This is a genomic window from Streptomyces marispadix (assembly GCF_022524345.1).
GTDB lineage: Bacteria > Actinomycetota > Actinomycetes > Streptomycetales > Streptomycetaceae > Streptomyces > Streptomyces marispadix.
On the sequence record NZ_JAKWJU010000002.1, the window covers coordinates 3,301,030 to 3,323,155 of the forward strand.

At 68.0% G+C, this 22,126-nt stretch carries 20 protein-coding genes, 1 tRNA gene and 2 pseudogenes; 13 read left to right on the forward strand and 10 right to left on the reverse strand.

The features are described from left to right. Position 1: 1 nt before the first annotated feature. The 8 genes from MMA15_RS13760 (at position 2) to MMA15_RS13800 (ending at position 5,859) form a co-directional block, all read left to right on the forward strand. A complete protein-coding gene (locus MMA15_RS13760; RefSeq protein WP_241059864.1) occupies positions 2 to 1,345 on the forward strand; it encodes an FtsK/SpoIIIE domain-containing protein in 1,344 nt (447 codons plus the stop codon). Positions 1,346 to 1,427: 82 nt separating this feature from the next. Beyond that, on the forward strand, positions 1,428 to 2,108 hold the full coding sequence (locus tag MMA15_RS13765) for a DUF2637 domain-containing protein (RefSeq protein WP_241059865.1): 681 nt from the start codon (positions 1,428 to 1,430) through the stop codon (positions 2,106 to 2,108). Positions 2,109 to 2,122: 14 nt separating this feature from the next. Then, positions 2,123 to 2,317, forward strand: coding sequence for a mobile element transfer protein (locus MMA15_RS13770; protein ID WP_241059867.1), 195 nt, complete (start codon positions 2,123 to 2,125; stop codon positions 2,315 to 2,317). Positions 2,318 to 2,331: 14 nt separating this feature from the next. Beyond that, the gene (locus MMA15_RS13775; RefSeq protein WP_055487289.1) at positions 2,332 to 2,526 is read left to right on the forward strand and encodes a hypothetical protein; all 195 of its coding nucleotides are present in this window, start codon (positions 2,332 to 2,334) and stop codon (positions 2,524 to 2,526) included. A gap of 16 nt (positions 2,527 to 2,542) precedes the next feature. Next, positions 2,543 to 2,851 carry a SpdD-like protein gene (locus MMA15_RS13780; RefSeq protein ID WP_241059869.1) on the forward strand — a complete coding sequence of 103 codons (309 nt, stop codon included), beginning with the start codon at positions 2,543 to 2,545 and terminating at the stop codon, positions 2,849 to 2,851. A 283-nt stretch (positions 2,852 to 3,134) separates the two neighbouring features. Next, positions 3,135 to 4,517, forward strand: coding sequence for a replication initiator protein RepSA (repSA, locus tag MMA15_RS13790; protein ID WP_241059872.1), 1,383 nt, complete (start codon positions 3,135 to 3,137; stop codon positions 4,515 to 4,517). Continuing rightward, entirely contained in the window at positions 4,514 to 4,702 is a 189-nt protein-coding gene (locus MMA15_RS13795; RefSeq protein WP_241059874.1) for a helix-turn-helix domain-containing protein, read from the forward strand. The genes repSA and MMA15_RS13795 overlap by 4 nt, the downstream gene beginning before the upstream one ends. Beyond that, a complete protein-coding gene (locus MMA15_RS13800; protein WP_241059876.1) occupies positions 4,702 to 5,859 on the forward strand; it encodes a tyrosine-type recombinase/integrase in 1,158 nt (385 codons plus the stop codon). Before MMA15_RS13795 ends, MMA15_RS13800 begins: the two co-directional genes overlap by 1 nt. Before the next feature lie 68 nt (positions 5,860 to 5,927). Here the strand turns inward: MMA15_RS13800 and MMA15_RS13805 are convergent. The 10 genes and pseudogenes from MMA15_RS13805 to MMA15_RS28690 all read right to left on the reverse strand — a co-directional run. After that, positions 5,928 to 6,004 (reverse strand) — tRNA-Ile (locus tag MMA15_RS13805). An 80-nt stretch (positions 6,005 to 6,084) separates the two neighbouring features. Further along, positions 6,085 to 6,663 carry a DUF3566 domain-containing protein gene (locus MMA15_RS13810; RefSeq protein WP_443732564.1) on the reverse strand — a complete coding sequence of 193 codons (579 nt, stop codon included), beginning with the start codon at positions 6,661 to 6,663 and terminating at the stop codon, positions 6,085 to 6,087. Positions 6,664 to 6,930: 267 nt separating this feature from the next. Then, a complete protein-coding gene (gyrA, locus tag MMA15_RS13815; protein ID WP_277400238.1) occupies positions 6,931 to 9,582 on the reverse strand; it encodes a DNA gyrase subunit A in 2,652 nt (883 codons plus the stop codon). Between the two features lie 131 nt (positions 9,583 to 9,713). Then, on the reverse strand, positions 9,714 to 11,846 hold the full coding sequence (gene gyrB, locus MMA15_RS13820) for a DNA topoisomerase (ATP-hydrolyzing) subunit B (protein WP_241059878.1): 2,133 nt from the start codon (positions 11,844 to 11,846) through the stop codon (positions 9,714 to 9,716). 243 nt (positions 11,847 to 12,089) lie between these two features. Beyond that, a complete protein-coding gene (locus MMA15_RS13825) occupies positions 12,090 to 12,689 on the reverse strand; it encodes a DciA family protein (protein WP_241059880.1) in 600 nt (199 codons plus the stop codon). Beyond that, positions 12,682 to 13,875 (reverse strand): DNA replication/repair protein RecF, encoded by a 1,194-nt coding sequence (gene recF, locus MMA15_RS13830; RefSeq protein WP_241059882.1) that lies wholly within the window; start codon positions 13,873 to 13,875, stop codon positions 12,682 to 12,684. The genes MMA15_RS13825 and recF overlap by 8 nt, the downstream gene beginning before the upstream one ends. Before the next feature lie 8 nt (positions 13,876 to 13,883). Next, positions 13,884 to 14,816 (reverse strand): phosphogluconate dehydrogenase (NAD(+)-dependent, decarboxylating), encoded by a 933-nt coding sequence (gene gnd / locus MMA15_RS13835; RefSeq protein ID WP_241059884.1) that lies wholly within the window; start codon positions 14,814 to 14,816, stop codon positions 13,884 to 13,886. A gap of 237 nt (positions 14,817 to 15,053) precedes the next feature. After that, positions 15,054 to 16,184, reverse strand: a complete 1,131-nt coding sequence (gene dnaN, locus MMA15_RS13840; RefSeq protein ID WP_241059885.1) for a DNA polymerase III subunit beta — start codon at positions 16,182 to 16,184, stop codon at positions 15,054 to 15,056. A 960-nt stretch (positions 16,185 to 17,144) separates the two neighbouring features. Beyond that, positions 17,145 to 18,572: pseudogene (gene dnaA, locus MMA15_RS13845) on the reverse strand (chromosomal replication initiator protein DnaA); the annotation flags it as partial. Between the two features lie 257 nt (positions 18,573 to 18,829). Continuing rightward, positions 18,830 to 19,094 (reverse strand): annotated as a pseudogene (locus MMA15_RS28690) (chromosomal replication initiator protein DnaA); the annotation flags it as partial. Positions 19,095 to 19,606: 512 nt separating this feature from the next. On the opposite strand from MMA15_RS28690, the gene rpmH reads away from it, so the two are divergent. From rpmH to MMA15_RS13870, 5 genes are read left to right on the forward strand one after another with little or no spacing between them, the layout of a single operon-like run. Then, positions 19,607 to 19,744: a 50S ribosomal protein L34 gene (gene rpmH, locus MMA15_RS13850; protein WP_079166853.1), complete on the forward strand. Its 138-nt coding sequence runs from the start codon at positions 19,607 to 19,609 to the stop codon at positions 19,742 to 19,744. A gap of 24 nt (positions 19,745 to 19,768) precedes the next feature. After that, positions 19,769 to 20,146 (forward strand): ribonuclease P protein component, encoded by a 378-nt coding sequence (gene rnpA / locus MMA15_RS13855; RefSeq protein WP_241059887.1) that lies wholly within the window; start codon positions 19,769 to 19,771, stop codon positions 20,144 to 20,146. Then, on the forward strand, positions 20,143 to 20,433 hold the full coding sequence (gene yidD, locus MMA15_RS13860; RefSeq protein ID WP_241059889.1) for a membrane protein insertion efficiency factor YidD: 291 nt from the start codon (positions 20,143 to 20,145) through the stop codon (positions 20,431 to 20,433). Before rnpA ends, yidD begins: the two co-directional genes overlap by 4 nt. A gap of 8 nt (positions 20,434 to 20,441) precedes the next feature. Continuing rightward, positions 20,442 to 21,578 carry a membrane protein insertase YidC gene (yidC, locus tag MMA15_RS13865; RefSeq protein WP_241063181.1) on the forward strand — a complete coding sequence of 379 codons (1,137 nt, stop codon included), beginning with the start codon at positions 20,442 to 20,444 and terminating at the stop codon, positions 21,576 to 21,578. An 18-nt stretch (positions 21,579 to 21,596) separates the two neighbouring features. After that, the gene (locus tag MMA15_RS13870; protein WP_241059891.1) at positions 21,597 to 22,115 is read left to right on the forward strand and encodes a Jag family protein; all 519 of its coding nucleotides are present in this window, start codon (positions 21,597 to 21,599) and stop codon (positions 22,113 to 22,115) included. Positions 22,116 to 22,126 lie beyond the last annotated feature (11 nt).

Sequence of the window (22,126 nt, forward strand, 5' to 3'; positions counted from 1 at the left end):
CATGACGGCCGTACTGATCACTTCACTGATCGCCGGTGGGCTGGCGCTGCTGCTTCGGTGGCGCCGCCCCGCCTGGTACTGGCTCGGCATAGGCGTCCTCATAGCCAGTGTTCGGGTCCTCGTCCGATACGGCTCGGTCATGGAAGCCTGCGGGCTCACCGTTCCGCCGTCCCGCATGCGGCTCGCGCTGGCGCGGGCGACCCGTACCGTGGCGCCGTCTTCTCGCGTGCCGCACATCCTCGGGATACGGCCGACACGTACCGGCCTGGTGCTGCGCATCAAGCTCCGGCCGGGACAGGACGCGTACGACTTCATCGCCTCGACGGACCGGCTGCGGCACTCCTTCACGATGCAGGGAGTCTCGTGCCGAGAGATCAAGGCGGGTGTCGTCGAGCTGCGGATGACCGGCTATGACGTGCTCAAGCGGGTGCAGATGCCTGCGCGGGCGGAGTCCGGTGTTCTGCGAGTTCCCGTGTCCCTGCGTGAGGACGGGGCCGTGCACTACCGGGACTACCGGGAGGTGCCCCACGCGCTCAACCTGGGTGCGACTCAGTCGGGGAAGTCCGTCTACCAGCGGCGGCTCGTTGCCGCTTTGGCCGGGCAGCCGGTCGCCCTGGTCGGGATCGACTGCAAGAACGGTGTGGAACTCGCGCCGCTCGCACGCCGGTTCTCCGCTCTGGCGGCGAACCAGGATGACGCGCTGGGGCTGCTCGAAGCGCTCATCGAGCGCATGGACGGGATCTACGAGTTGATCCGCGCCGAACAGCGCATCAGCGCGGACGTACCCGATGCGGAGATCACCGCCGATATCTGGGGACTGCCCGAACACCTGCGGCCCCTGCCGGTGGTTCTGCTGATCGATGAGGTCGCCGAACTCGCCCTCTTCGCAAGCAAGGAAGAGGAGAAGCGACGCGACCGGATCGTCACGGCGCTCGTGCGGCTGGTCCAACTCGGCCGCGCAGCCGGTATCTACGTGGAGATCTGCGGGCAGCGCTTCGGCTCGGAACTCGGCAAGGGCATCACGATGCTCCGTGCCCAGCTCACCGGACGCGTCGCCCACCGGGTGAACGACGAAGCCTCGGCGAACATGGCGTTCGCGGACATCTCTCCGGATGCCGTGCTCGCCACCACGCAGATCCCAACTGAGCGGCCGGGTACGGCCGTTGTCGGGGACTCGTCTGGCGGCTGGGTCATCACCCGCACTCCGTACACGTCGCTTCGGCAAGCAGTGAACGTCTGCAATGCGGAAGCCGCGCGCACACCGGAGCTTCCCGAACTGGCCGACTACCGGCCGAGCTTGGCGCCCGCGCTCAAGGCTGTGGAACGCGTCTCCGAGGCAGCCTGACCCCTTCCCCAACACGGTCGGCGCGACCGCTTCGCGCCACGTCCCTACCCCTCCCATGCCCGAAACAGGAGGTGAATCGATCATGACCCGGCTGCCGCGCGTGGACGCCGTACTGATCCAGGCTGTGATCGCCGGTGCCCTGTCCTTCGCACACCTGCATGACATCGCGCGTGCAGCCGGACAGGACGGCTGGAAAGCCTGGGCCTACCCGATCAGCGTGGACCTGCTGCTTGTCGCGGCCTGGCGGCGCATCCGCGCACTGCAAGAGACCGGGGATTCGGCACGGCTGCCCTGGTGCTGGTTCGTCGTCGCGCTCGCCGCGTCCCTCGGCGCCAACATCGCGACCGCCGGGCTCCTCGACCTGGAAGCCGTGCCTGGCTGGCTGCGCATCCTCGTCGCCGGGTGGCCCGCCCTCGCCTTCTTCGGCGGAACCCTGCTGGCGCACGCACCGATCGCGGAAGACCGAGCAGAGCCCATCGGTGGCACGTCGCCACCCTCTGCCGACGAGGCCGCCGAGCCGGTCACGACGGTGGAGCGGGACGTGCCCGAACTCCCCGATTCCACTGCTGAGTTGAGCGATCCGGCCGCCCCTGCACCTCCGGCGACGTTGCCGTCCGTACCTCCGGCACTGGTCGACCACGCCCGCAAGCTCGCCGACGCCCATCACGCCCGCACTGGCTCACCCATCGACTCCGACGCGCTGCGCGCCCAGCTCGGCGTACCGGCACCGATGGCCGACGCAATCGCCGCTCACCTGACCTGAAAGGAGAACTCCCCATGCCCGCACGCGACTTCTTCCACTCCGTCCAACGCATTGGCCCCGTGCAGATCGGCACCCACCGCAACCGCCGTGCGGGCCAGACCCGGCACGCGGCCGTATGCACCGCAGAACGCTGCGGCTGGTCCGCCGACTACGGCACCCGAACCGCGGCACAACTCGCTGCCCGCACCCACCGCTGCGCCGTCCGCTGAAAGGAGATCACGCCATGACCGTCCAACTGCCGCTCGTCCTGGTGCTCGCCCTCGTCGGCTACTTCGGCATCCGCCTCTTCCGGCCGCCGATATGGCTCGTCGTCGTCCTGCTCCTGGGCGGCTTCCTGCTGGCAGACACCTTCCTCGCCCCCGCCATCGACTCCGGCACCCGCACCGGGACCGAGGTCGTCAACGGCACCAACGACTGACAGGAGGAAGAGCCGCATGTTCCGGCCCAAGTACCCGACCACGCCCGTGCCGACAGCTCCGGCCTCGCCAACTGTCGTGACATCTAACGACGTTCACCGCACTTACGAGACCGCGCCGGTCTCCCTGCCGGCCGCTCCTCGTCGCACCGTGCAGCTCACGCCCGGCGCAGTGGCCGCCGTCGTCGGCGGTGGCGCTGCCGTCGCACTCATCATCGCCGCGGTCCTGGTCGCGCTGCTCCTGGCCGTCGCCGTCACCGCGGTCTCCGTGACCATGTGCGCGGTGGTGCTCCGCTCGCTCCTCAACTCGCAGCACAAGCGCTACTGACCGGCCCTCGGGGCGGCCCCGATACCGCCAAGCATCAGCCGCCCCGAGAGCCCTGCCCCTTCCCGACCGAGATCGAAAAGGAGACACCCATCATGACCCACCGGGCCAACGCTCCGGGTCGGCTCTGCCGTTGCTGCTACGGCTTCCCCGTCGTGGCGGTCACCACTGGTCAACTGCACGATGACGGCAGCCGCGTCACGTTCCGAGTCGCCTGCCCTGCCTGCCGAGGTACCGGCAAGACCAAGCCCCGGCGAAACGCCCCCGCTGCTGCTGGGGGACGCGCATGACCGAGCCCGCGACCATCGCGGGCCTGGACCCGATCACCCTCGGCGACGCGCTGAGGGTGGCCGGGTCCGCCGACTTCGCCCGCTGGGAAGACCAGATCCGCCGCACCGGCGGCTGCTCCAACCCCGTCCACCTGACCGGCTGGACCCTGACCAAAGACCGCACCACCGGCGAAACGCTGCACCACTACAGCACCGAGAAGGAGCCCGGCGGGAGACTGCGCATTGCGTGCGGCAACCGCCGCGCCTCCCGCTGCCCCTCCTGCGCCCGCACGTACGCCGGAGACACCTACCACCTCATCCGCGCCGGACTCGCCGGAGACGACCGCCGCGATATCCCCGCCACGGTGCGCGAACACCCGCGCGTCTTCGCCACGTTCACCGCACCCAGCTTCGGGCCCGTGCACAATCGCCCCGACTCCGGCCGCTGTCGCTGCGGTATCCGCCACAGCGACGACGACCCGGCCCTGGGTACACCGCTCGATCCCGATTCGTACGACTACGCCGGTGCCGTCCTCTTCAACAACCACGCCGGACAGCTCTGGCAGCGCTTCACCGTGCGTCTACGCCGCGAGATCGCCGCCCGCGCCGGACTCACACAGCGCGAACTGCGCGAGGTCTGCCGCATCTCCTACGGCAAGGTCGCAGAGTTCCAGCGTCGCGGCGCCATCCACTTCCACGCGGTCGTACGCCTCGACGGGGCTGGCGGACCGGAGGATTCACCGCCCTCCTGGGCACGGGTCGAACTGCTGGAAGACGCCATCCGCAGGGCAGCCGAGCACGCGTACACCACCGTCACGGTCCCGGCCTCCGGCGACCAACCGGCCCGCGCCCTGCGCTGGGGTACCCAGCTCGACATCCGACCCGTGCGGGCCTTCGGCGACGGCTCCGAACTGACCGAACAGGCCGTCGCCGCCTACGTCGCCAAGTACGCCACCAAGGCAGCAGAGACCACCGGCACCCTTGACCGCCGCATCGGCGAACTCGCCGAACTGGACCGGCACGACGTCCCCGACCACACCCGGCGCCTCATCCGTGCCTGCCGGGACCTCGACCGCCTGTACCCGGACCGGCGGCTGTGGGCCTGGGCCCACATGCTCGGCTTCCGCGGCCACTTCTCCACCAAGTCCCGCCGCTACTCCACCACGTTGGGAGCACTCCGGCAGGCACGAGCCGACTACCGCGCTGCCGAACAAGCCCAAGTCCTCGGCCTCGACGACATCGAGCCGGACACCGTGCTCGTCCTCGCCGACTGGACCTACGCCGGACACGGCCACAGCCCCGGCGAATCCGCCCTCGCCGCCACCATCGCCCGCGACCTCCAGCTCAACCGCGACACCGCACGAGAAGCCCTGGCCGACATGGAAGGAGCTGCCGCATGACCACGGCCACGCCCGAACTGCTCACCGTGCCGGAAGTCATGGCACGGCTCAAGGTCGGCCGCACCAAGGTCTACGACCTGATCCGCACACACCGGCTCATCTCGCTAAAGGTCGATGGCTGCCGTCGTATCCCGGCTGACTCCGTTGGCGACTTCATCCGCAGCCGGATCGAAGGAGGCTGCTGATGGCGAAGAGACGGCCCAACGGCGGAGGTTCGATCTCAAAGCGACAGGACGGTCGTTACCAGGGACGCGCGTACGTCACCGACACGGACGGCAACCGCGTCCGCAAGTACGTCTATGGCGCCACGTGGGACGAAGCCAACGAGAAGCTTGGCAAGCTCCAAGAGCAGGAGCGCAACGGCATCCCGGTGCCTTCCCGTGCCTGGTCATTGGGGGAATGGCTCGATTACTGGATTGACCACATCGTGAAGCCGAACCGGGACGACAACACTTACGCCAAGTACGAGTCGAAGGTACGGCTTTACCTTCGTCCACACCTGGGGAAGAAGCAGCTTGCGCGCCTGTCCGCCGCGCAGGTGCGGGCCTTCATGGCGGCGCTCACGCGACAGGAAGTTCCCGCCGCGACGCGGTTCGAGGTGCTTCGTACCCTCCGGAACGCGCTGAACAGGGCGATCAAAGAAGAGATCCTTGCCCGAAACGTCGCGTTGCTGGTGGACATGCCCAAGGTCAGCAAGGACAAGGGCTCGGCCTGGAGCGCGCCCGAGGCGATCACGTTTCTCCGCGCGGTCCGCGCTCACCGCTTCTACGCGGCGTGCGTCCTGGTGCTCGTTCTCGGTCTCCGCCGCAGTGAGTTGCTCGGTCTGCGCTGGCAAGACGTCGACTTTGAGAACCGCCAGTTCACGCCGGTCAAGCAGGTGCACCGCAAGAAGGGTGCCGGCCTGGTCCTCAAGGATCTCAAGACGGAGTCCTCACAAGCCGCCCTGCCTCTGCCGGAGTTCTGTGCCCGCGCCCTGGAACAACGCCGCGATCTGCAAGGGTTGGAGCGCAAGATTGCCGGTGATCACTGGAACCAGGCACCTGGCCATGACGTGATCTTCTCGTCGGAGCACGGCGGGCTTACCGATCCGGTGGGCTTCTCCCGTACCTTCGATCGCCTGGTGAAGCGGGCTGGCGTCCGGCGCATCACGGTCCGGCTCGCTCGGCACACCTGCGGCACCCTGCTCGCCTTCTTGAAGGTTCACCCCAAGGTCGCTCAGGCGATCCTGCGGCATAGCCAGATCAGCATGACCATGGACATCTACACGCACGTGGTCGGCGACGGCGAGCGGGAAGCCGTCTCGATGCTCGCTGAGCTACTGGAAGACCCGCTCCTGGGCTGACCTCGCCGTTGGTGTCAGACGTAGGTGTCAAATGGGCACCGTGGGAATCCCACGGTGCCCATTTTCGCTGGTGGGGCTAACAGGACTTGAACCTGTGGCCTCATCCTTATCAGGGATGCGCTCTAACCATCTGAGCTATAGCCCCGCGCTGCACCGAAAGATTAGCGCACTTCCATCCACGCCCCCAAATCGGTTCCGGGGGCTCCACAACCGGTCCCGCGGCCCTCACTCGTCCTCGGCGAGGGTGACTTCGACGCCGCCGACGAAGCCCGCCGACAGGTTGTAGATGAAGGCGCCCAGCGTCGCCAGAGCGGTGGCGAGCACCACGTCGATCACCGCTATGACCGTCGTGAACAGCAGCACCCTCGGCAGCGACAGGAACGACTCGATGTCGAAGCCGCCGCCCGCGTCGCCGGACTGCGTGGCCTGGCTGACGGTGCCGGAGATGGCCGAGAAGACGCCCATCGCGTTCATCACCATCCACAGCACCGCGACCGCGACGATGGTGCACACGCCCAGCGCTATCGACAGCAGAAAGCTGACCTTCATCACCGACCACGGGTCGGCCTTGGCCACACGCAGCCGCGCCTTGCGGGTGCGCGGGATCGTACGGGCGCCCGTGCGCGGGCGGCGCACAGCCCCCGCGCTTCCGGTCACGCCTCCCAGGCCCGTACCGGAACCGGTGCCGGCGCCGGAGCCCGAGGCCCCGGAACCCGCACCGTCCGTACCAGAGCCCGTACCGGTGCCCGAGCCCACGCCCGTACCCGTTTCACCAGCCGTGCCGTTGGCGTCCGCGCCCGGCATCGGGCCGCCCGGCGCACCCGCACCCGAACCCGCGCTCATGCCCGCGCCGCCGACCGTCGGCGGATTCACCGGCGGAGCCGGATACGCCTGCGGCGGCCGATGCGGCTGCGGCTGCTGGGCCTGGGCATGAGCCTGGGTCTGCTGGTGGGAGTGCGCCTGCGCATGAGGCTGCGGCTGTGCCTGCGGCAGCGGCTGCGATTCCGCCTGCGGCTGCCGCGGACCGGTCTCCTGCTGCGCACGGGGCTGTGGCTGGGCACCGCTCACGCCTTACTCCTCGTCGTCCGGCTCGTCCGACTCGCTCGACGTGGCCTCCGGCTCCTCGCCCAGGGCGCCGCCGGGCTCCACCGCCGCTTCCACTTCCTCGGCCTCACGACCGGCCTCGGCGTTACGGGCGACGCCGACCACCGCATCCCTCTTGCCCAGGTTGATCAGTTGGACGCCCATCGTGTCACGGCCCGTCTCCCTGACCTCACTCACGCGTGTACGAATCACACCGCCACCGAGCGTGATGGCGAGGATCTCGTCGTTCGCCTCGACGACCAGGGCGCCGACCAGCGAACCTCGGTCCTCCACGATCTTCGCGGCCTTGATGCCCAGTCCGCCCCGGCCCTGCACGCGGTACTCGTCGACATCCGTGCGCTTCGCGTAACCGCCGTCCGTGGCGGTGAAGACGAACGTACCCGCCCTGACGACGTTCATCGAGAGGAGTTCGTCACCTTCACGGAAACTCATCCCCTTCACACCAGAAGTCGCACGCCCCATGGGCCGCAGCGCCTCGTCGGTCGCGGTGAAGCGGATCGACTGCGCCTTGCGGCTCACCAGCAGCAGATCGTCCTCGGGGGAGACCAACTCCGCGCCGATCAGCTCGTCGTCGCGGCCGTCTTCCATCTGCCGCAGATTGATCGCGATGACGCCGCCGGAGCGCGGGGAGTCGTAGTCCTTCAGCGAAGTCTTCTTCACCAGGCCCGACTTGGTCGCAAGCACCAGATAGGGCGCGGCCTCGTAGTCGCGGATCGCGATCATCTCCGCGATCTGCTCGTCCGGCTGGAACGCCAGCAGATTCGCCACATGCTGACCGCGGGCGTCACGGCCCGCGTCGGGCAGCTCGTACGCCTTCGCCCGGTACACACGGCCCTTGTTCGTGAAGAACAGCAGCCAGTGGTGCGTCGTGGAGACGAAGAAGTGGTCGACGATGTCGTCCTCTTTGAGCTTCGTGCCCCGGACGCCCTTGCCGCCGCGCTTCTGCGCCCGGTAGTCGTCCGTCTTCGTGCGCTTCACATAGCCGCCACGGGTGATCGTGACGACGATGTCCTCCTCGGCGATCAGGTCCTCGATGGACATGTCGCCCTCGAAGGGCACCAGCTTCGTACGGCGGTCGTCGCCGAACTTCTCGACCAGCGCCGTCAGTTCCTCACCGATGATCTGCCGCTGACGGGACGGGGAGGCCAGGATCGACTTGTACTCGTCGATCTTCTGCTGGAGTTCGTCGTGCTCGGCGGTGATCTTCTGCCGCTCCAGGGCCGCGAGGCGGCGAAGCTGCATCTCCAGGATCGCGTTGGCCTGGATCTCGTCGATCTCCAGCAGGCCCATCAGGCCGCCGCGCGCGTCCTCCACAGTCTGGCTGCGCCGGATCAGCGCGATGACCTCGTCGATCGCGTCGAGCGCCTTCAGCAGACCACGCAGGATGTGCGCCCGCTCCTCGGCCTTGCGCAGCCGGAACCGCGTACGGCGTACCACCACGTCGATCTGGTGGGCGACCCAGTGCCGGATGAAGGCGTCCAGCGACAGCGTGCGCGGCACGCCCTCCACTAGCGCCAGCATGTTCGCGCCGAAGTTCGTCTGGAGATCGGTGTGCTTGTACAGGTTGTTGAGTACGACCTTCGCGACCGCGTCCCGCTTGAGGACGATCACCAGCCGCTGACCGGTACGGGATGACGTCTCGTCCCGTACGTCGGCGATGCCGCCGACCCGGCCGTCCTTCACCAACTCCGCGATCTTCAGGGCGAGATTGTCCGGATTGACCTGGTATGGAAGCTCCGTCACCACCAGGCACTGCCGTCCCTGGATCTCCTCGACCTCGACGACCGCCCGCATCGTGATCGAGCCGCGGCCCGTGCGGTACGCCTCCTCGATGCCCTTACGGCCCACGATCAGCGCACCCGTCGGGAAGTCCGGGCCCTTGATCCGCTCGATCAGCGCTTCCAGCAACTCCTCGTTGGTGGCGTCCGGATGCTCCAGATACCACTGCGCGCCCGACGCCACCTCACGCAGATTGTGCGGCGGGATGTTGGTCGCCATGCCGACCGCGATGCCGGCGCTGCCGTTGATCAGCAGATTCGGGAAGCGCGACGGCAGCACCGTCGGCTCCTGGTTGCGGCCGTCGTAGTTGTCCTGGAAATCGACGGTCTGCTCGTCGATGTCCCGGAGCATCTCCATGGCCAGCGGCGCCATCTTGCACTCGGTGTACCGCATGGCCGCCGCCGGATCGTTCCCCGGCGAACCGAAGTTGCCGTTTGAGTCCACCAGCGGCATCCGCATCGACCACGTCTGCGCGAGCCGCACCAGAGCGTCGTAGATGGAGGTGTCGCCGTGCGGGTGGTAGGTGCCCATCACGTCGCCCACCACACGAGCGCACTTGTAGAAGCCCTTCTCCGGGCGGTAGCCGCCGTCGTACATCGCGTACAGCACTCGGCGGTGCACAGGCTTCAGACCGTCACGGATGTCCGGCAGCGCACGCGAGACGATCACGCTCATCGCGTAGTCGAGATACGAACGCTGCATCTCGGTCTCGAGGCTCACCGGATCGACGCGCGAAGCCGTGCCCTCGATCTGCACCGGCGCGGGATCGCCGGCTACCACCGGCTCGGGGCCCTGCTCGCCCTCGGGGCTGTCAGGAGTGGGAGTGATCTCGTCGGCCATTGCTCAGCTCAAGTCCTTCAGTAAGTGTGCGGCGCACCGGACTCCACGTCGGGGTACGGGCCTTGGGCGGCGCCGGAGCGGCCCGCCCACGCGGATGCGGGACTCGGACGTCCGGGCTCGGATCTCCGGGCTCAGATGTCCAAGAAGCGGACGTCCTTGGCGTTTCGCTGGATGAACGAGCGCCGCGCCTCCACGTCCTCGCCCATCAGGATCGAGAACAGGTCGTCCGCCGCCGCCGCGTCGTCCAGCGTCACCTGACGCAGCACCCGGTGATCGGCGTCCATCGTCGTGATCCGCAGCTCCTCGGCGTTCATCTCGCCCAGACCCTTGAACCGCTGGATCGAGTCGTCCCTGATCCGCTTGCCCTGCTCACGGCCGAGTTCGATGAGGCTGTCGCGCTCCCGGTCGGAATACGCGTACTGATGCTCGTCCCGGCCCCACTTGATCTTGTACAGCGGCGGCTGGGAGAGGAAGACGTGCCCCGCCTCCACCAGCGGACGCATGAAACGGAACAGCAGCGTCAGAAGCAGGGTGTTGATGTGCTGGCCGTCGACATCGGCGTCCGCCATCAAAATGATCTTCTGGTAGCGAAGTCTCGCGATGTCGAAGTCCTCGTGAATGCCCGTGCCGAACGCCGAAATCAGCGCCTGCACCTCGGCGTTCTGCAACACCTTGTCGATACGGGCCTTCTCCACGTTGAGGATCTTGCCCCGGATCGGAAGGATCGCCTGGAACTCCGGATTGCGGCCCGACTTGGCCGAACCGCCCGCCGAGTCGCCCTCCACGATGAAGATCTCGCACTTCGCCGGGTCGTTCGACTGGCAGTCGCTCAGCTTGCCCGGCAGCGACGCCGTCTCCAACAAGCCCTTGCGGCGCGTGAGATCACGGGCCTTCCGCGCCGCCACACGAGCCGTCGCCGCCTGGATGCCCTTACGGATGATGTCCGCGGCCTCGTTCGGATTGCGGTCCAGCCAGTCGCTCAGATGCTCATGAGTGATCTTCTGCACGAAGGTCTTCGCCTCCGTGTTGCCCAGCTTCGTCTTCGTCTGGCCCTCGAACTGCGGCTCGCCCAGCTTCACCGAGATGATCGCCGTCAGACCCTCCCGGATGTCCTCACCCGTGAGGTTGTCGTCCTTGTCGCGCAGCAGACGCTTGTCCCGCGCGTAACGGTTGATCAGACCCGTAAGCGCCGCACGGAAACCCTCCTCGTGCGTGCCGCCCTCATGCGTGTGGATCGTATTGGCGAAGGAGTACACACCCTCGCTGTACTGGTTGTTCCACTGCATCGCGATCTCGACCGAGAGCATCCGCTCCTTGTCCTCGGCCTCGACGTCGATCACCGTCGGATGCACCAACTCGCCCTTGCGGGAGTTGAGATAGCGCACGAAGTCCGAGATGCCGCCCTCGTAGTGGTAGCGGACCGAGAGCTGCCTGCCCTCCTCGTCGACATGCTCAGGACGCTCGTCGACCAGCTCGATCGTCAGGCCCTTGTTCAGGAACGCCATCTCCTGGAAACGGCGGGCCAGCGTCTCGAACGAGTACTCCGTGCTCTCGAAGACGTCCGCATCCGCCCAGAACGTCACCGTCGTACCGGTCTCGTCCGTCTGCTCGTTGCGCTTCAGCGGCGCCGTCGGCACGCCCAGCTTGTAGTCCTGCGTCCAGCGGTAGCCCTCAGTCCGGATCTCCACCGCCAGGCGCTGGGACAGCGCGTTGACGACCGAGACGCCCACACCGTGCAGGCCGCCCGAGACCGCGTAGCCGCCGCCCCCGAACTTGCCGCCCGCGTGCAGCACCGTCAGCACGACCTCGACCGCGGGCTTCTGCTCGGACGGCACGATGCCCACCGGGATACCGCGGCCGTTGTCCTTGACCCGCACACCGCCGTCGCCGAGCAGCGTCACAGTGATCGTGTCCGCATGACCGGCCATCGCCTCGTCGACCGAGTTGTCCACGACCTCCTGCACGAGGTGATGCAGACCACGCTCACCGGTCGAACCGATGTACATGCCGGGCCGCTTGCGCACCGCCTCAAGGCCCTCCAGGACCGTGATCGCGCTCGCGTCGTACGACGGCTCCTCCTCCGCGGTCACCGGCGAGACCGGCGGTCCCACCGGAGGAACCCCCGCACCCGCGCCGTCGACCAGGGCGGCGTCCGTCTGCGTGCCGCTCCCCGTCCCGGTGCCGGTCTCGCTCTCGGTGGGGTTGTTCTCGTACTCGTTGAGATCGCCGGAATCGGCCACGAAGCGCCCTTTCTGGCACAGCACAGGCCGACTCCAGAAGTCTGGAGCGGCTGCGTCGTTCGACATGTTCCGCAACTGGGCGGGTTCTCGACCAGTGTACCGGTGGCGGCAGCCTGAATGGGGGTTTGCCGGTGCCTGAGTCCGCATGTGCCGTCCTGAACTGGCGTCCACCGACTCCCCATATGCACACCGGGGGGCCAGATCGCTCACAGGGGCACTCAGCGCTTCGGGCTGTCAACGTCCCATCACGGTGAGCGCCGTCACCAGTCACCCGTAGGTGTCCCCCGGGCCCTTGCTACCCGGCGCACGCAACGGACCACTGCGAGTGCCCGGCGCCTGCGGCCCCAGAACCTTCAGAAACGCGACCGTCCCCTCGCCCAGATCCTCGTTCAGCCGCGCGACGAGCCTCGGCGCCAGCAACCGCAACTGCGTCGCCCACGCCGTCGAATCACACCGCACCGTCAGCACCCGCTGCTCCTCGTCGTACCGCTGAGGCTCACAGTGCTGCGCCACCTCCGGACCCACCAACTGCGGCCAGCGGCCCATCACACCGCCCACCGCCGCCGGAACCTCCCAGCCCCGCTCGGTGATCAGCCCCCGCACCGCCGCGCCCAACGGCAGCGGATCCCGCCCGTCACGGCCCGAACCCGAACGCGGCCCCCGCCCACGCCGCACATCCTTCTTCTGCTGCGCCGCCGCACCCCGCGACCGCGCCTGCTCCTTCGCCGCGCGCAACGCCACCCGCGCGAGATCCACACCCGTCGGCTCGCCCGGCTGCGGCCGCTCGGCGCCCGGCGACTCCTCCCGAAGCGCCTCCTGCCGCGGCTCGTCCCTCGGCGGCTCCTCCCGCTGCGGCCCGTCACTCATCCCGGACGACCTCCCCGCCCGCGACCGCGAAACGCACCCCCGCCAGCACCTCCGGCACATCCTCCGGCACCGCCGCCGTCACCAGCACCTGCTCGCCCGGCGCCACCAACTCCGCCAGCCGCGCCCGGCGTTGGACGTCCAGCTCCGCGAAGACGTCGTCCAGCACAAGCACCGGCTCATGCCCCTCGCTCTTCAGCAGCTCATACGACGCCAGCCGCAGCGACAACGCGAACGACCACGACTCACCATGACTCGCGTAGCCCTTCGCGGGCAGCTCACCCAGCTTCAGCACCAGATCGTCCCGATGCGGGCCCACCAGCGTCACACCACGCTCCAGCTCCGCACGGCGCGAATCCCTCAGCGCCCCCAGCAGACCCTCGTACAACTCCGCGGCCGACACGGCAGAAACAGCACCGTTCTCGTCACCGCCACCGCCGTCACTGTCGCCGCCACCGCGCCCGGCACCCGCCGGAGCCGCAGCGGGAGCCCCCCGGTACTCCAGCCCCACCGGGCCGCCCCCCGGCGCCAGCCGCTCATACGCCTTGTCCGCCAGCGGCCGGAGCGCCGATATCAGCTCCAGCCGCCGCGCCAGCAACTCCGCCCCCACACGCGCCAGATGCTCGTCCCACACATCCAGCGTCGAGGTGTCCGCACTGCGCCCGCCGTGGCGCCGCGCCAGCACCGCCGACTTCAGCAGCGAGTTGCGCTGCTTCAGCACCCGGTCGTAATCGGAACGCACCCCCGCCATCCGCGGCGAACGCGCCGTCACCAACTCGTCCAGAAACCGCCGCCGTTCACCGGGATCGCCCTTCACCAGCGACAGATCCTCCGGAGCGAACAGCACCGAACGCAGAATCCCCAGCACATCGCGCGGCTTCACCCGCGAAGACCGGTTGATCCGCGCACGATTGGCCTTCCCCGGATTCAGCTCCAGCTCCACCAACTGCTGCCGCTCGCCCTGCCGCACCGCCGCCCGCACCACGGCACGCTGCGCACCCGCCCGCACCAGCGGAGCGTCCGAGGACACCCGATGGCTCCCCAGCGACGCCAGATAGCCGACAGCCTCCACCAGATTCGTCTTGCCCTGGCCGTTCGGCCCCACGAACACCGTCACGCCCGGACCGAGAGACACCTCGGCCCGGGCGTACGAACGGAAGTCGGCGAGCGACAGATGCGTGACATGCATCGGAGGCGTCAACCACCCACCGGCGGAAGGACGTCCGCTCCCGGAGTGTCACCGTCCACATGAGCGCCGCTCGCCGAGACCGCATGACCGCCGAACTGGTTCCGCAGCGCCGCCACCATCTTCATCTGCGGCGAATCCTTCTGCCTCGACGAGAAACGAGCGAACAGCGACGCCGTGATCGCCGGCAGCGGCACCGCGTGATCGATTGCCGCGTCCACCGTCCACCGGCCCTCACCCGAATCGGCCGCATAACCGCGCAGTTCGGCGAGATGCTCGTCCGAATCCAGCGCCTTCACCGCCAGATCCAGCAGCCACGAACGGATGACCGTGCCCTGCTGCCACGAACGGAACACCTCGCGCACGTCCGTCACCGAATCGACGGCCTCAAGCAGCTCCCAGCCCTCCGCGAAGGCCTGCATCATCGCGTACTCGATGCCGTTGTGGACCATCTTCGCGAAGTGCCCCGCACCGACCTTGCCCGCGTGCACACAGCCGAAGTCGCCCTCCGGCTTCAACGCGTCGAAGACCGGCTGCACACGCTCCACATGCTCGGCGTCGCCCCCGTACATCAGCGCATAGCCGTTCTCGAGGCCCCAGACACCGCCCGAGACACCGCAGTCGACGAAGCCGATGCCCTTCGCCGCCAGCTCCCCGGCGTGCTGCTCGTCCTCCGTCCAGCGGGAGTTGCCACCGTCGACGACGACGTCACCGGGGGAGAGCAGCTCCGCGAGCTGATCGATGGTCGACTGCGTGGCAGCCCCCGCCGGAACCATGACCCACACGACGCGCGGTGCCTCAAGCTTCGCCACCAGCTCCTCAAGGCTCCGCACATCCGCGACATCAGGGTTGCGGTCGTAGCCGACGACCGTGTGGCCGGCCCGGCGGATGCGCTCGCGCATGTTGCCGCCCATCCTGCCGAGACCGACGAGACCGAGCTCCATCAGTGCCCCTTCTTTCACGTTTCGTACCTGAGCCCGAGCCTACGCCCACAGGGTCCGCGCACAACTGTGGACTCCATCTGCTCATACGTGCTGACCAGCGGCTACGGCACGAACCGGCTGAGGCACGGGTCCCGTTGCGCGAACCTCAAGGGCACGGACGGGTCCGGCGGACCGGCGGCCCTCACACGGCGGCGGCACAGCCGTACACAGGCCCTGCCCGGCCGCCCGCGAGCACGCTCAGCCCGACAGCCGCACAGGCATGATCAGGTACTTGTACGCCTCGTCCGCCTCGACGTCCTTCGCGGGCTTGCCGCTCAGCAGCGCCGGCTTCGTCGACGTCGTGAACGACAACTGCGCGACGGGGGAGTCGATCGCGCTCAACCCCTCAAGCAGGAAACCGGGGTTGAAGGCGATCGACACGTCGTCGCCCTCCAACTCCGCGTCCACACGCTCCACAGCCTGTGCATCGTCGCTCGAACCGGCCTCGAGCGTCAGCACACCCTGCTCGAAACTCAGCCTGACCGGCGTGTTCCGCTCGGCCACCAGCGCGACGCGCTTCACCGCCTCCACGAACGGCGCCGTCTCGATCACCGCCACCGAGTTGAACTCCGTGGGGAACAGCGTGCGGTACTTGGGCAGATCGCCCTCCAGCAGCCTGGTCGTCGTAAGCCGCCCGGCGCCCTCGAAACCGATCAGGCCCTCGCCCGAGCCCGAACCCGACAGCGCCAGCGTGACGTTGTCACCGCCGCTGAGCGATTTCGCCGTGTCCAGCAGCGTCTTGGCCGGTACGAGCGCCACCGACGAGGCGTCAGGCGTCTCCGGCTTCCACAGGAACTCCCGCACGGCGAAGCGGTAACGGTCCGTCGAGGCCAGCGTGACCGTGTCGCCCTCGATCTCGATCCGTACGCCGGTGAGCACCGGAAGCGTGTCGTCACGGCCGGCGGCGATCGCGACCTGGGAGACCGCGGAGGCGAACACCTCGCCCGGCACGGTGCCCGTCGCGGTGGGCATCTCCGGCAGCGCCGGATACTCCTCGACCGGCAGCGTGTGCAGGGTGAAGCGGGACGAGCCGCAGGAGACCGTGGCCCGTACACCGTCTGTGGAGATCTCCACGGGGCGGTTGGGGAGGGAGCGGCAGATGTCGGCGAGCAGCCTGCCGGAGACCAGGACCGTGCCCTCCTCCTCGACCTCGCCCTCGACCGAGACCCGCGCCGAGACCTCGTAGTCGAAGCCGGAGAGGCTCAGGGAACCGTCCTCGGCCTTCAGCAGCAGGCCCGCAAGGACAGGTACGGGCGGACGGGCGGGCAGGCTCTTCGCCGCCCAGGCCACCGCCTCCGCGAGTACATCGCGCTCTACCCGGATCTTCACCTTCAGCCGCCTCCTGCTGTTGCTGGCTGCTCGCCGTGCTGCCTGTCGTCGTCGGCTCGTTGCCGGGGTCCAGTCTGACGCACGCCGCCGACAGTCGGCGTGGGTGTGGGTCAAGTCGTCGGCGGGTGGGTAGGAGTCGAGAGCGCTGAGTTGTGCACAGCCCCCACTTCGAAACAGATTCCCCGCTATATATCCGTGGTCGTAGTAGTAGGGCTTGTGGAAACCGTGGATAAGTCCGTTTCCCCAGCTCAGCCCGCGAATTCTGTCCACCGCTCCTGTGGGCGCCACCGGTGGACGGACGACGGTTTCTGTGGACGGCGAAAAGTTCTGCACAGCCGGTGCACAGCCCCCCGAATCTTCCCCACAGCCGTCTTCAATGTTGTCCCCAGGTTTCCCACAGGGTTCTGGGGGGCGCGGTGTGACCGCTTTCACTCGGACCAGTGAGCAGGCGCGTTGTGTTGCCGAACAGTGGACAGCTCTGTGGAGAAGCTGGGGATAGGGGTGCGGGTGGCTGTGGGCGGGCGGTGGACAGAAGTCCCCGCCCCGCACCCCCAGTTGACGGTTCCACATCCTGTGGACCGCGGATGCTCACAAGTCCACAGCCCTCTGACCTCCCCGAACAGCTTTCACCGGCCCTGCCTGTGGACGCTTTTCGGGACAACTCACGGAGCCCACAGGGTGTGGACGTCTCATTCGGCTCTTACCTGTGGGAACCGGCCGCAGCGGCGACCGGAATCGAACAGCCAAGAGCCCCCGCGGAGTTGGCTCCACGGGGGCTGACGGTTCGAGCAGGCGCCGGCGGCGGGCTCCCACAGACGTATGGGACACGTATGGGACACGGCGAGCGGAGCGGCCCTACGTCCGGCACGGGCAGATGTGAGCGATGCGGCCGAGGGCCCGGCGCCACCGACGCCGTCGGCAGCCTCGACGCCCTTGCCAGCGGCGGCGGTACGAGCGCGCTCAGGCGTTCTTGATGCGGTTCGTGAGTTCGGTGACCTGGTTGTAGATCGAGCGCCGCTCGGCCATGAGCGCACGGATCTTGCGGTCGGCGTGCATCACGGTCGTATGGTCGCGCCCGCCGAACTGGCTGCCGATCTTCGGCAGTGACAGATCGGTGAGTTCGCGGCACAGATACATGGCGATCTGACGGGCCGTCACCAGCACGCGGCTGCGGGAGGAGCCGCACAGGTCGTCGACGGTGAGCCCGAAGTAGTCCGCCGTGGCGGCCATGATCGCCGACGCCGTGATCTCGGGGGTGGCGTCCTCGCCGCCCGGGATCAGGTCCTTCAGCACGATCTCGGTCAGGCCGAGGTCCACGGGCTGCCGGTTGAGCGAGGCGAAGGCCGTGACCCGGATGAGCGCGCCCTCCAGCTCGCGGATGTTGCGCGAGATGCGGGACGCGATGAACTCCAGCACCTCCGGGGGTGCGTTGAGCTGCTCCTGAACCGCCTTCTTACGGAGGATCGCGATGCGCGTCTCCAGCTCCGGCGGCTGCACATCGGTGATCAGGCCCCACTCGAAGCGGTTGCGGAGCCGGTCCTCCAGGGTGATCAGCGCCTTGGGCGGCCGGTCGCTGGAGAGCACGATCTGCTTGTTCGCGTTGTGCAGCGTGTTGAAGGTGTGGAAGAACTCCTCCTGCGTCGACTCCTTGTCGGCCAGGAACTGGATGTCGTCCACGAGCAGGATGTCCATGTCGCGATAACGCTTGCGGAACGCGTCCGCCTTGCCGTCGCGGATGGAGTTGATGAACTCGTTCGTGAACTCCTCGGAACTGACGTACCGCACACGCGTACCCGGATAGAGACTGCGGGCGTAGTGGCCGATCGCGTGCAGCAGATGCGTCTTGCCGAGGCCCGACTCCCCGTAGATGAACAGCGGGTTGTACGCCTTGGCCGGGGCCTCGGCGACGGCGACGGCCGCGGCGTGGGCGAAGCGGTTCGAGGCACCGATGACGAACGTGTCGAAGAGGTACTTCGGATTGAGCCTCGCCGTCGGCTCGCCGGGCCCGGTGGCCGGTGCGGGCTGCGCGGCGAGCGGGCCCGGGGCGCCGCTGGAGGCGGGGAGCTGGGACGGGCCGTCGTAGCGGGGCGCCGGCGGCTGACCCTGCGGCGGCACCTGCGGCTGCGGCAACTGGCCCTGCGGCGGCGGGAGTTGCTGCTGCGCCTGGCGCTGGTGCTCGTAGGACTCGTATGAGTTGGGCTGAGGCCGTTCGTACTGCTGCTGGTGCGGGGGCCGCGGCTGGTCGTAGTGCTGCTCGTACCGCTGCTGCTGCGGCTGGCTCTGAGGTGCGTACTGATCGTGCTGTGCCTGCTGGTGCTGCTGCGGCCAGGCGCCGGGCTGTCTCGGCGCCTCCGGGTATTCCGGGTAGGCGGCGCGCGGACTCGGCAGGTCGCGGCTCTCGTAGCCCTCGTACCCGCCGCCGGTGTAACCGCCGTTGTCATACGCGTTGTTGCTGTCGTACGCGGCGTTGTCGTATCCGCCGCCGTGGTCGTGTCCGGCGGGGCCGGACGCACTGCCGTCGGGCGGTGGCGGCGAGTGCTGTGCCGGTACGGACGGGGCAGGCGGCTGTGATTCGGACCCGGAGGCGGAAGCGGCGGCGCTCGCCGCGTCGTTGGACGTGCTCGGCCCGGGGGCGTCCGGCGCGGGACCCGTCACGGTGATCGCGAGCCGGATGGGCTGCTGGCACTCCCGGCTGAGAGCATCGCTGATCACCGGGGAGAGACGCCCTTCGAGGACGCCTTTCGCGTACTCGTTGGGCACGCCGAGCAGGGCGGTGCCGGAGACGAGCACGAGCGGCTGGGCCTCACGCAGCCAGCGCTGGTCCTTGGCTTCGACGCCCTGGCCGTCCGAGAGGAGTTGATCCAGAACTCGTGGCCACACTGCGGCAAGATCGGCAGGCAGGTCGGCCACGGGTCACGCTTCTCTCGATCGCTGGGGGTGTGGTGCCGGGTGTGTAGGTCGGTGCAGCCGGCTACTTCCCACGATTGTGTGGTTCTGCGGACGGTCGGGAGGGATGGGAAGTTCAGTCACGGTAGTCAGGGCGGCGCGCAGCATTCAAGTCGTTGTCCACAGGCTGTGCATGAGCGTCGGCCAGGCCCCGGTGGCGTGCCGTCACTGCCGCGGTTCACGGTGGCTGCCCGATGACCACCCGGTCCGCCGCCGGGCGGGTTCGCGCGGGCCCTGTGCGGGGTCTCGGCGGTTTGACCGAATGGCGTAGCCGCGCGTACCGTAACGAGGTCGAGTTGTCGACGGCTGCTGCCGCCTGCCTCCGATGGGCAAGATCCATGAGACTCTTCACGGATCTGAAGCGGTGCACACTCGGGCGTTGCGAGCTGCTCGTGGGCGCACGGTGACAGCCGGTCGACGCCACAGCCCATCTCCCGCGGTCGCCGTGGGACACGAAGCTTTCCTGGAGCCCCCGAGTGAGCAAGCGCACCTTCCAGCCGAACAACCGCCGCCGCGCGAAGACCCACGGCTTCCGGCTGCGCATGCGTACCCGTGCCGGCCGCGCGATCATCGCGAACCGCCGCAGCAAGGGTCGCAGCCGCCTGTCGGCCTGAGCGGCCTGACCTCCGGTCCATGACGTGCTGCCTACCGAGAACCGGCTGAGGCGGCGCGAGGACTTCGCGGTCGCGGTACGCCGAGGACGCAGGGCGGGCCGCCCGCTTCTCGTCGTCCACCTCCGCAGCGACAGCAGCTCATCGGACCCGCACGAGGCGGGGGGAGATGCTTCCCCCGCCCGTGCGGGTTTCGTCGTGAGCAAGGCCGTCGGCAATGCGGTCGTACGCAACCGCGTCCGCCGGCGGCTGAGGCATCTGGTGCGCGAGCGATTGACCGCGTTGCCCCCAGGTAGCCTGGTTGTCGTACGGGCGTTGCCGGGCGCGGGTGAGGCAAGCCATGACGAGCTGGTGCGCGACCTGGACGCCGCTTTCAGGCGGCTGCTTGGAAGGCCTCCGTCATGAAGTACCCGCTGCTGTGGTTGATCAAGTTGTATCAGTGGACCATCAGTCCGATGCTCGGGCCGGTGTGCCGGTACTACCCGTCGTGTTCGCACTATGGCTACGCGGCCATCGAGCGTCATGGCGCTGTGAAGGGGACGGCACTGACGGCCTGGCGCATTCTGCGCTGTAATCCGTGGTCCCCCGGAGGCGTCGACCACGTCCCCGCCCGGAAGCATCCGGTTTGGCACCAGCGGCTGCGTTACCGCTGGCAGCAGTACCGGACCCAGTCCAACGCCCAAGGAGCCTGATGAACTTCCTGGACACGATCCTGAGTCCTCTCTATACCGCTGTCTCCTGGATCATTGTCCAGTTCCACTCGCTGTTCAGCCTGGTCTTCGACCAGAGCAGCGGCTGGGCCTGGGGTCTGTCCATCTTCTGCCTGGTGGTGCTGATCCGGATCTGCCTGATCCCGCTCTTCGTGAAGCAGATCAAGTCGACCCGGAACATGCAGGCGCTCCAGCCGAAGATGAAGGCGATCCAGGAGCGCTACAAGAGCGACAAGCAGCGTCAGTCCGAAGAGATGATGAAGCTGTACAAGGAGACCGGGACGAACCCGCTCTCCAGTTGCCTGCCGATCCTGGCGCAGTCGCCGTTCTTCATCGCGCTCTTCCAGGTGCTGAACCACATCGCAAACAACCGGCCCGTGGGCGTCCTCACCGCGGAGCAGGTCGACAGCGCCCGTAACGCGTCGGTCTTCGGCGCTCCCATCGCCGCGAAGTTCCTCGACAGCGCCGACAAGGTCGCGGAGCTTGGCGCCGCTCTCACGGATGTGCGCGTCGTCACGGTCATCATGATCATCATGATGTCGGCGTCGCAGTTCTACACGCAGCGCCAGCTCATGACGAAGAACGTCGACCTGACGGTGAAGACGCCGTTCATGCAGCAGCAGAAGATGCTGATGTACGTCTTCCCCATCATGTTCGCTGTCTTCGGCATCAACTTCCCCGTGGGTGTTCTCGTCTACTGGCTGACCACCAACGTCTGGACGCTCGGGCAGCAGATGTACGTGATCAAGCGCAACCCGACGCCGGGCTCGTTGGCGTACAAGCAGCGTCAGGAGAAGCTGCGGGCCGCGGGCAAGCTGAAGGAAGACCCGAAGGAGGTCGAGGCACGCGAGGCCGCGGAGGCTGCGCGTACCCGGCGGCAGCAGCCCAAGAGGCAGACCAAGTCCCAGCGTCAGCAGGGCAGTTCGGCCGGCGCCCAGGGCGGTTCGGCGTCGTTGGAGAAGAAGGACGGCGGCAACGACGGCACCTCCGGGAAGGCTTCCGGCGGCGCGACGGCTCAGCAGCCGAAGAAGGCCGGGCAGAAGTCCGGACAGAAGGCCGGTCAGAAGAAGTCGGGGCAGCAGCGCAAGGGCGGAGCGCAGCGCCCCAAGCATCCCTCCAAGAAGTAGCGAGAAGGAGCTCACGGCGTGACGGAGACGACGGACACCACTGGCACGACTGCTGCCGAAGAGACGGACTCGCTGTCTCAGCTTGAGCAGGAGGGGGAGATCGCGGCCGACTATCTGGAGGGTCTTCTCGACATCGCCGATCTCGACGGCGACATCGACATGGACGTCGAAGCCGATCGCGCCGCGGTGTCGATCATCAACGACGGTTCCAGCCGCGATCTCCAGAAGCTTGTGGGCCGTGACGGCGAGGTGCTGGAGGCGCTTCAGGAGCTGACGCGGCTGGCGGTGCACCGTGAGACAGGCGACCGCAGCAGGCTGATGCTGGACATCGCCGGTTTCCGGGCGAGGAAGCGTGAGGAGCTCGCGGAGCTGGGCGCGAAGGCGGCGCAGGACGCAAAGGGCTCCGGTGAGCCGGTGAAGCTGCGCCCGATGACGCCGTTCGAGCGCAAAGTCGTCCATGACGCCGTGAAGGCGGCCGGACTGCGCAGTGAATCCGAGGGCGAGGAGCCACAGCGCTGCGTGGTCGTGCTGCCGTGACCGACGGGTCC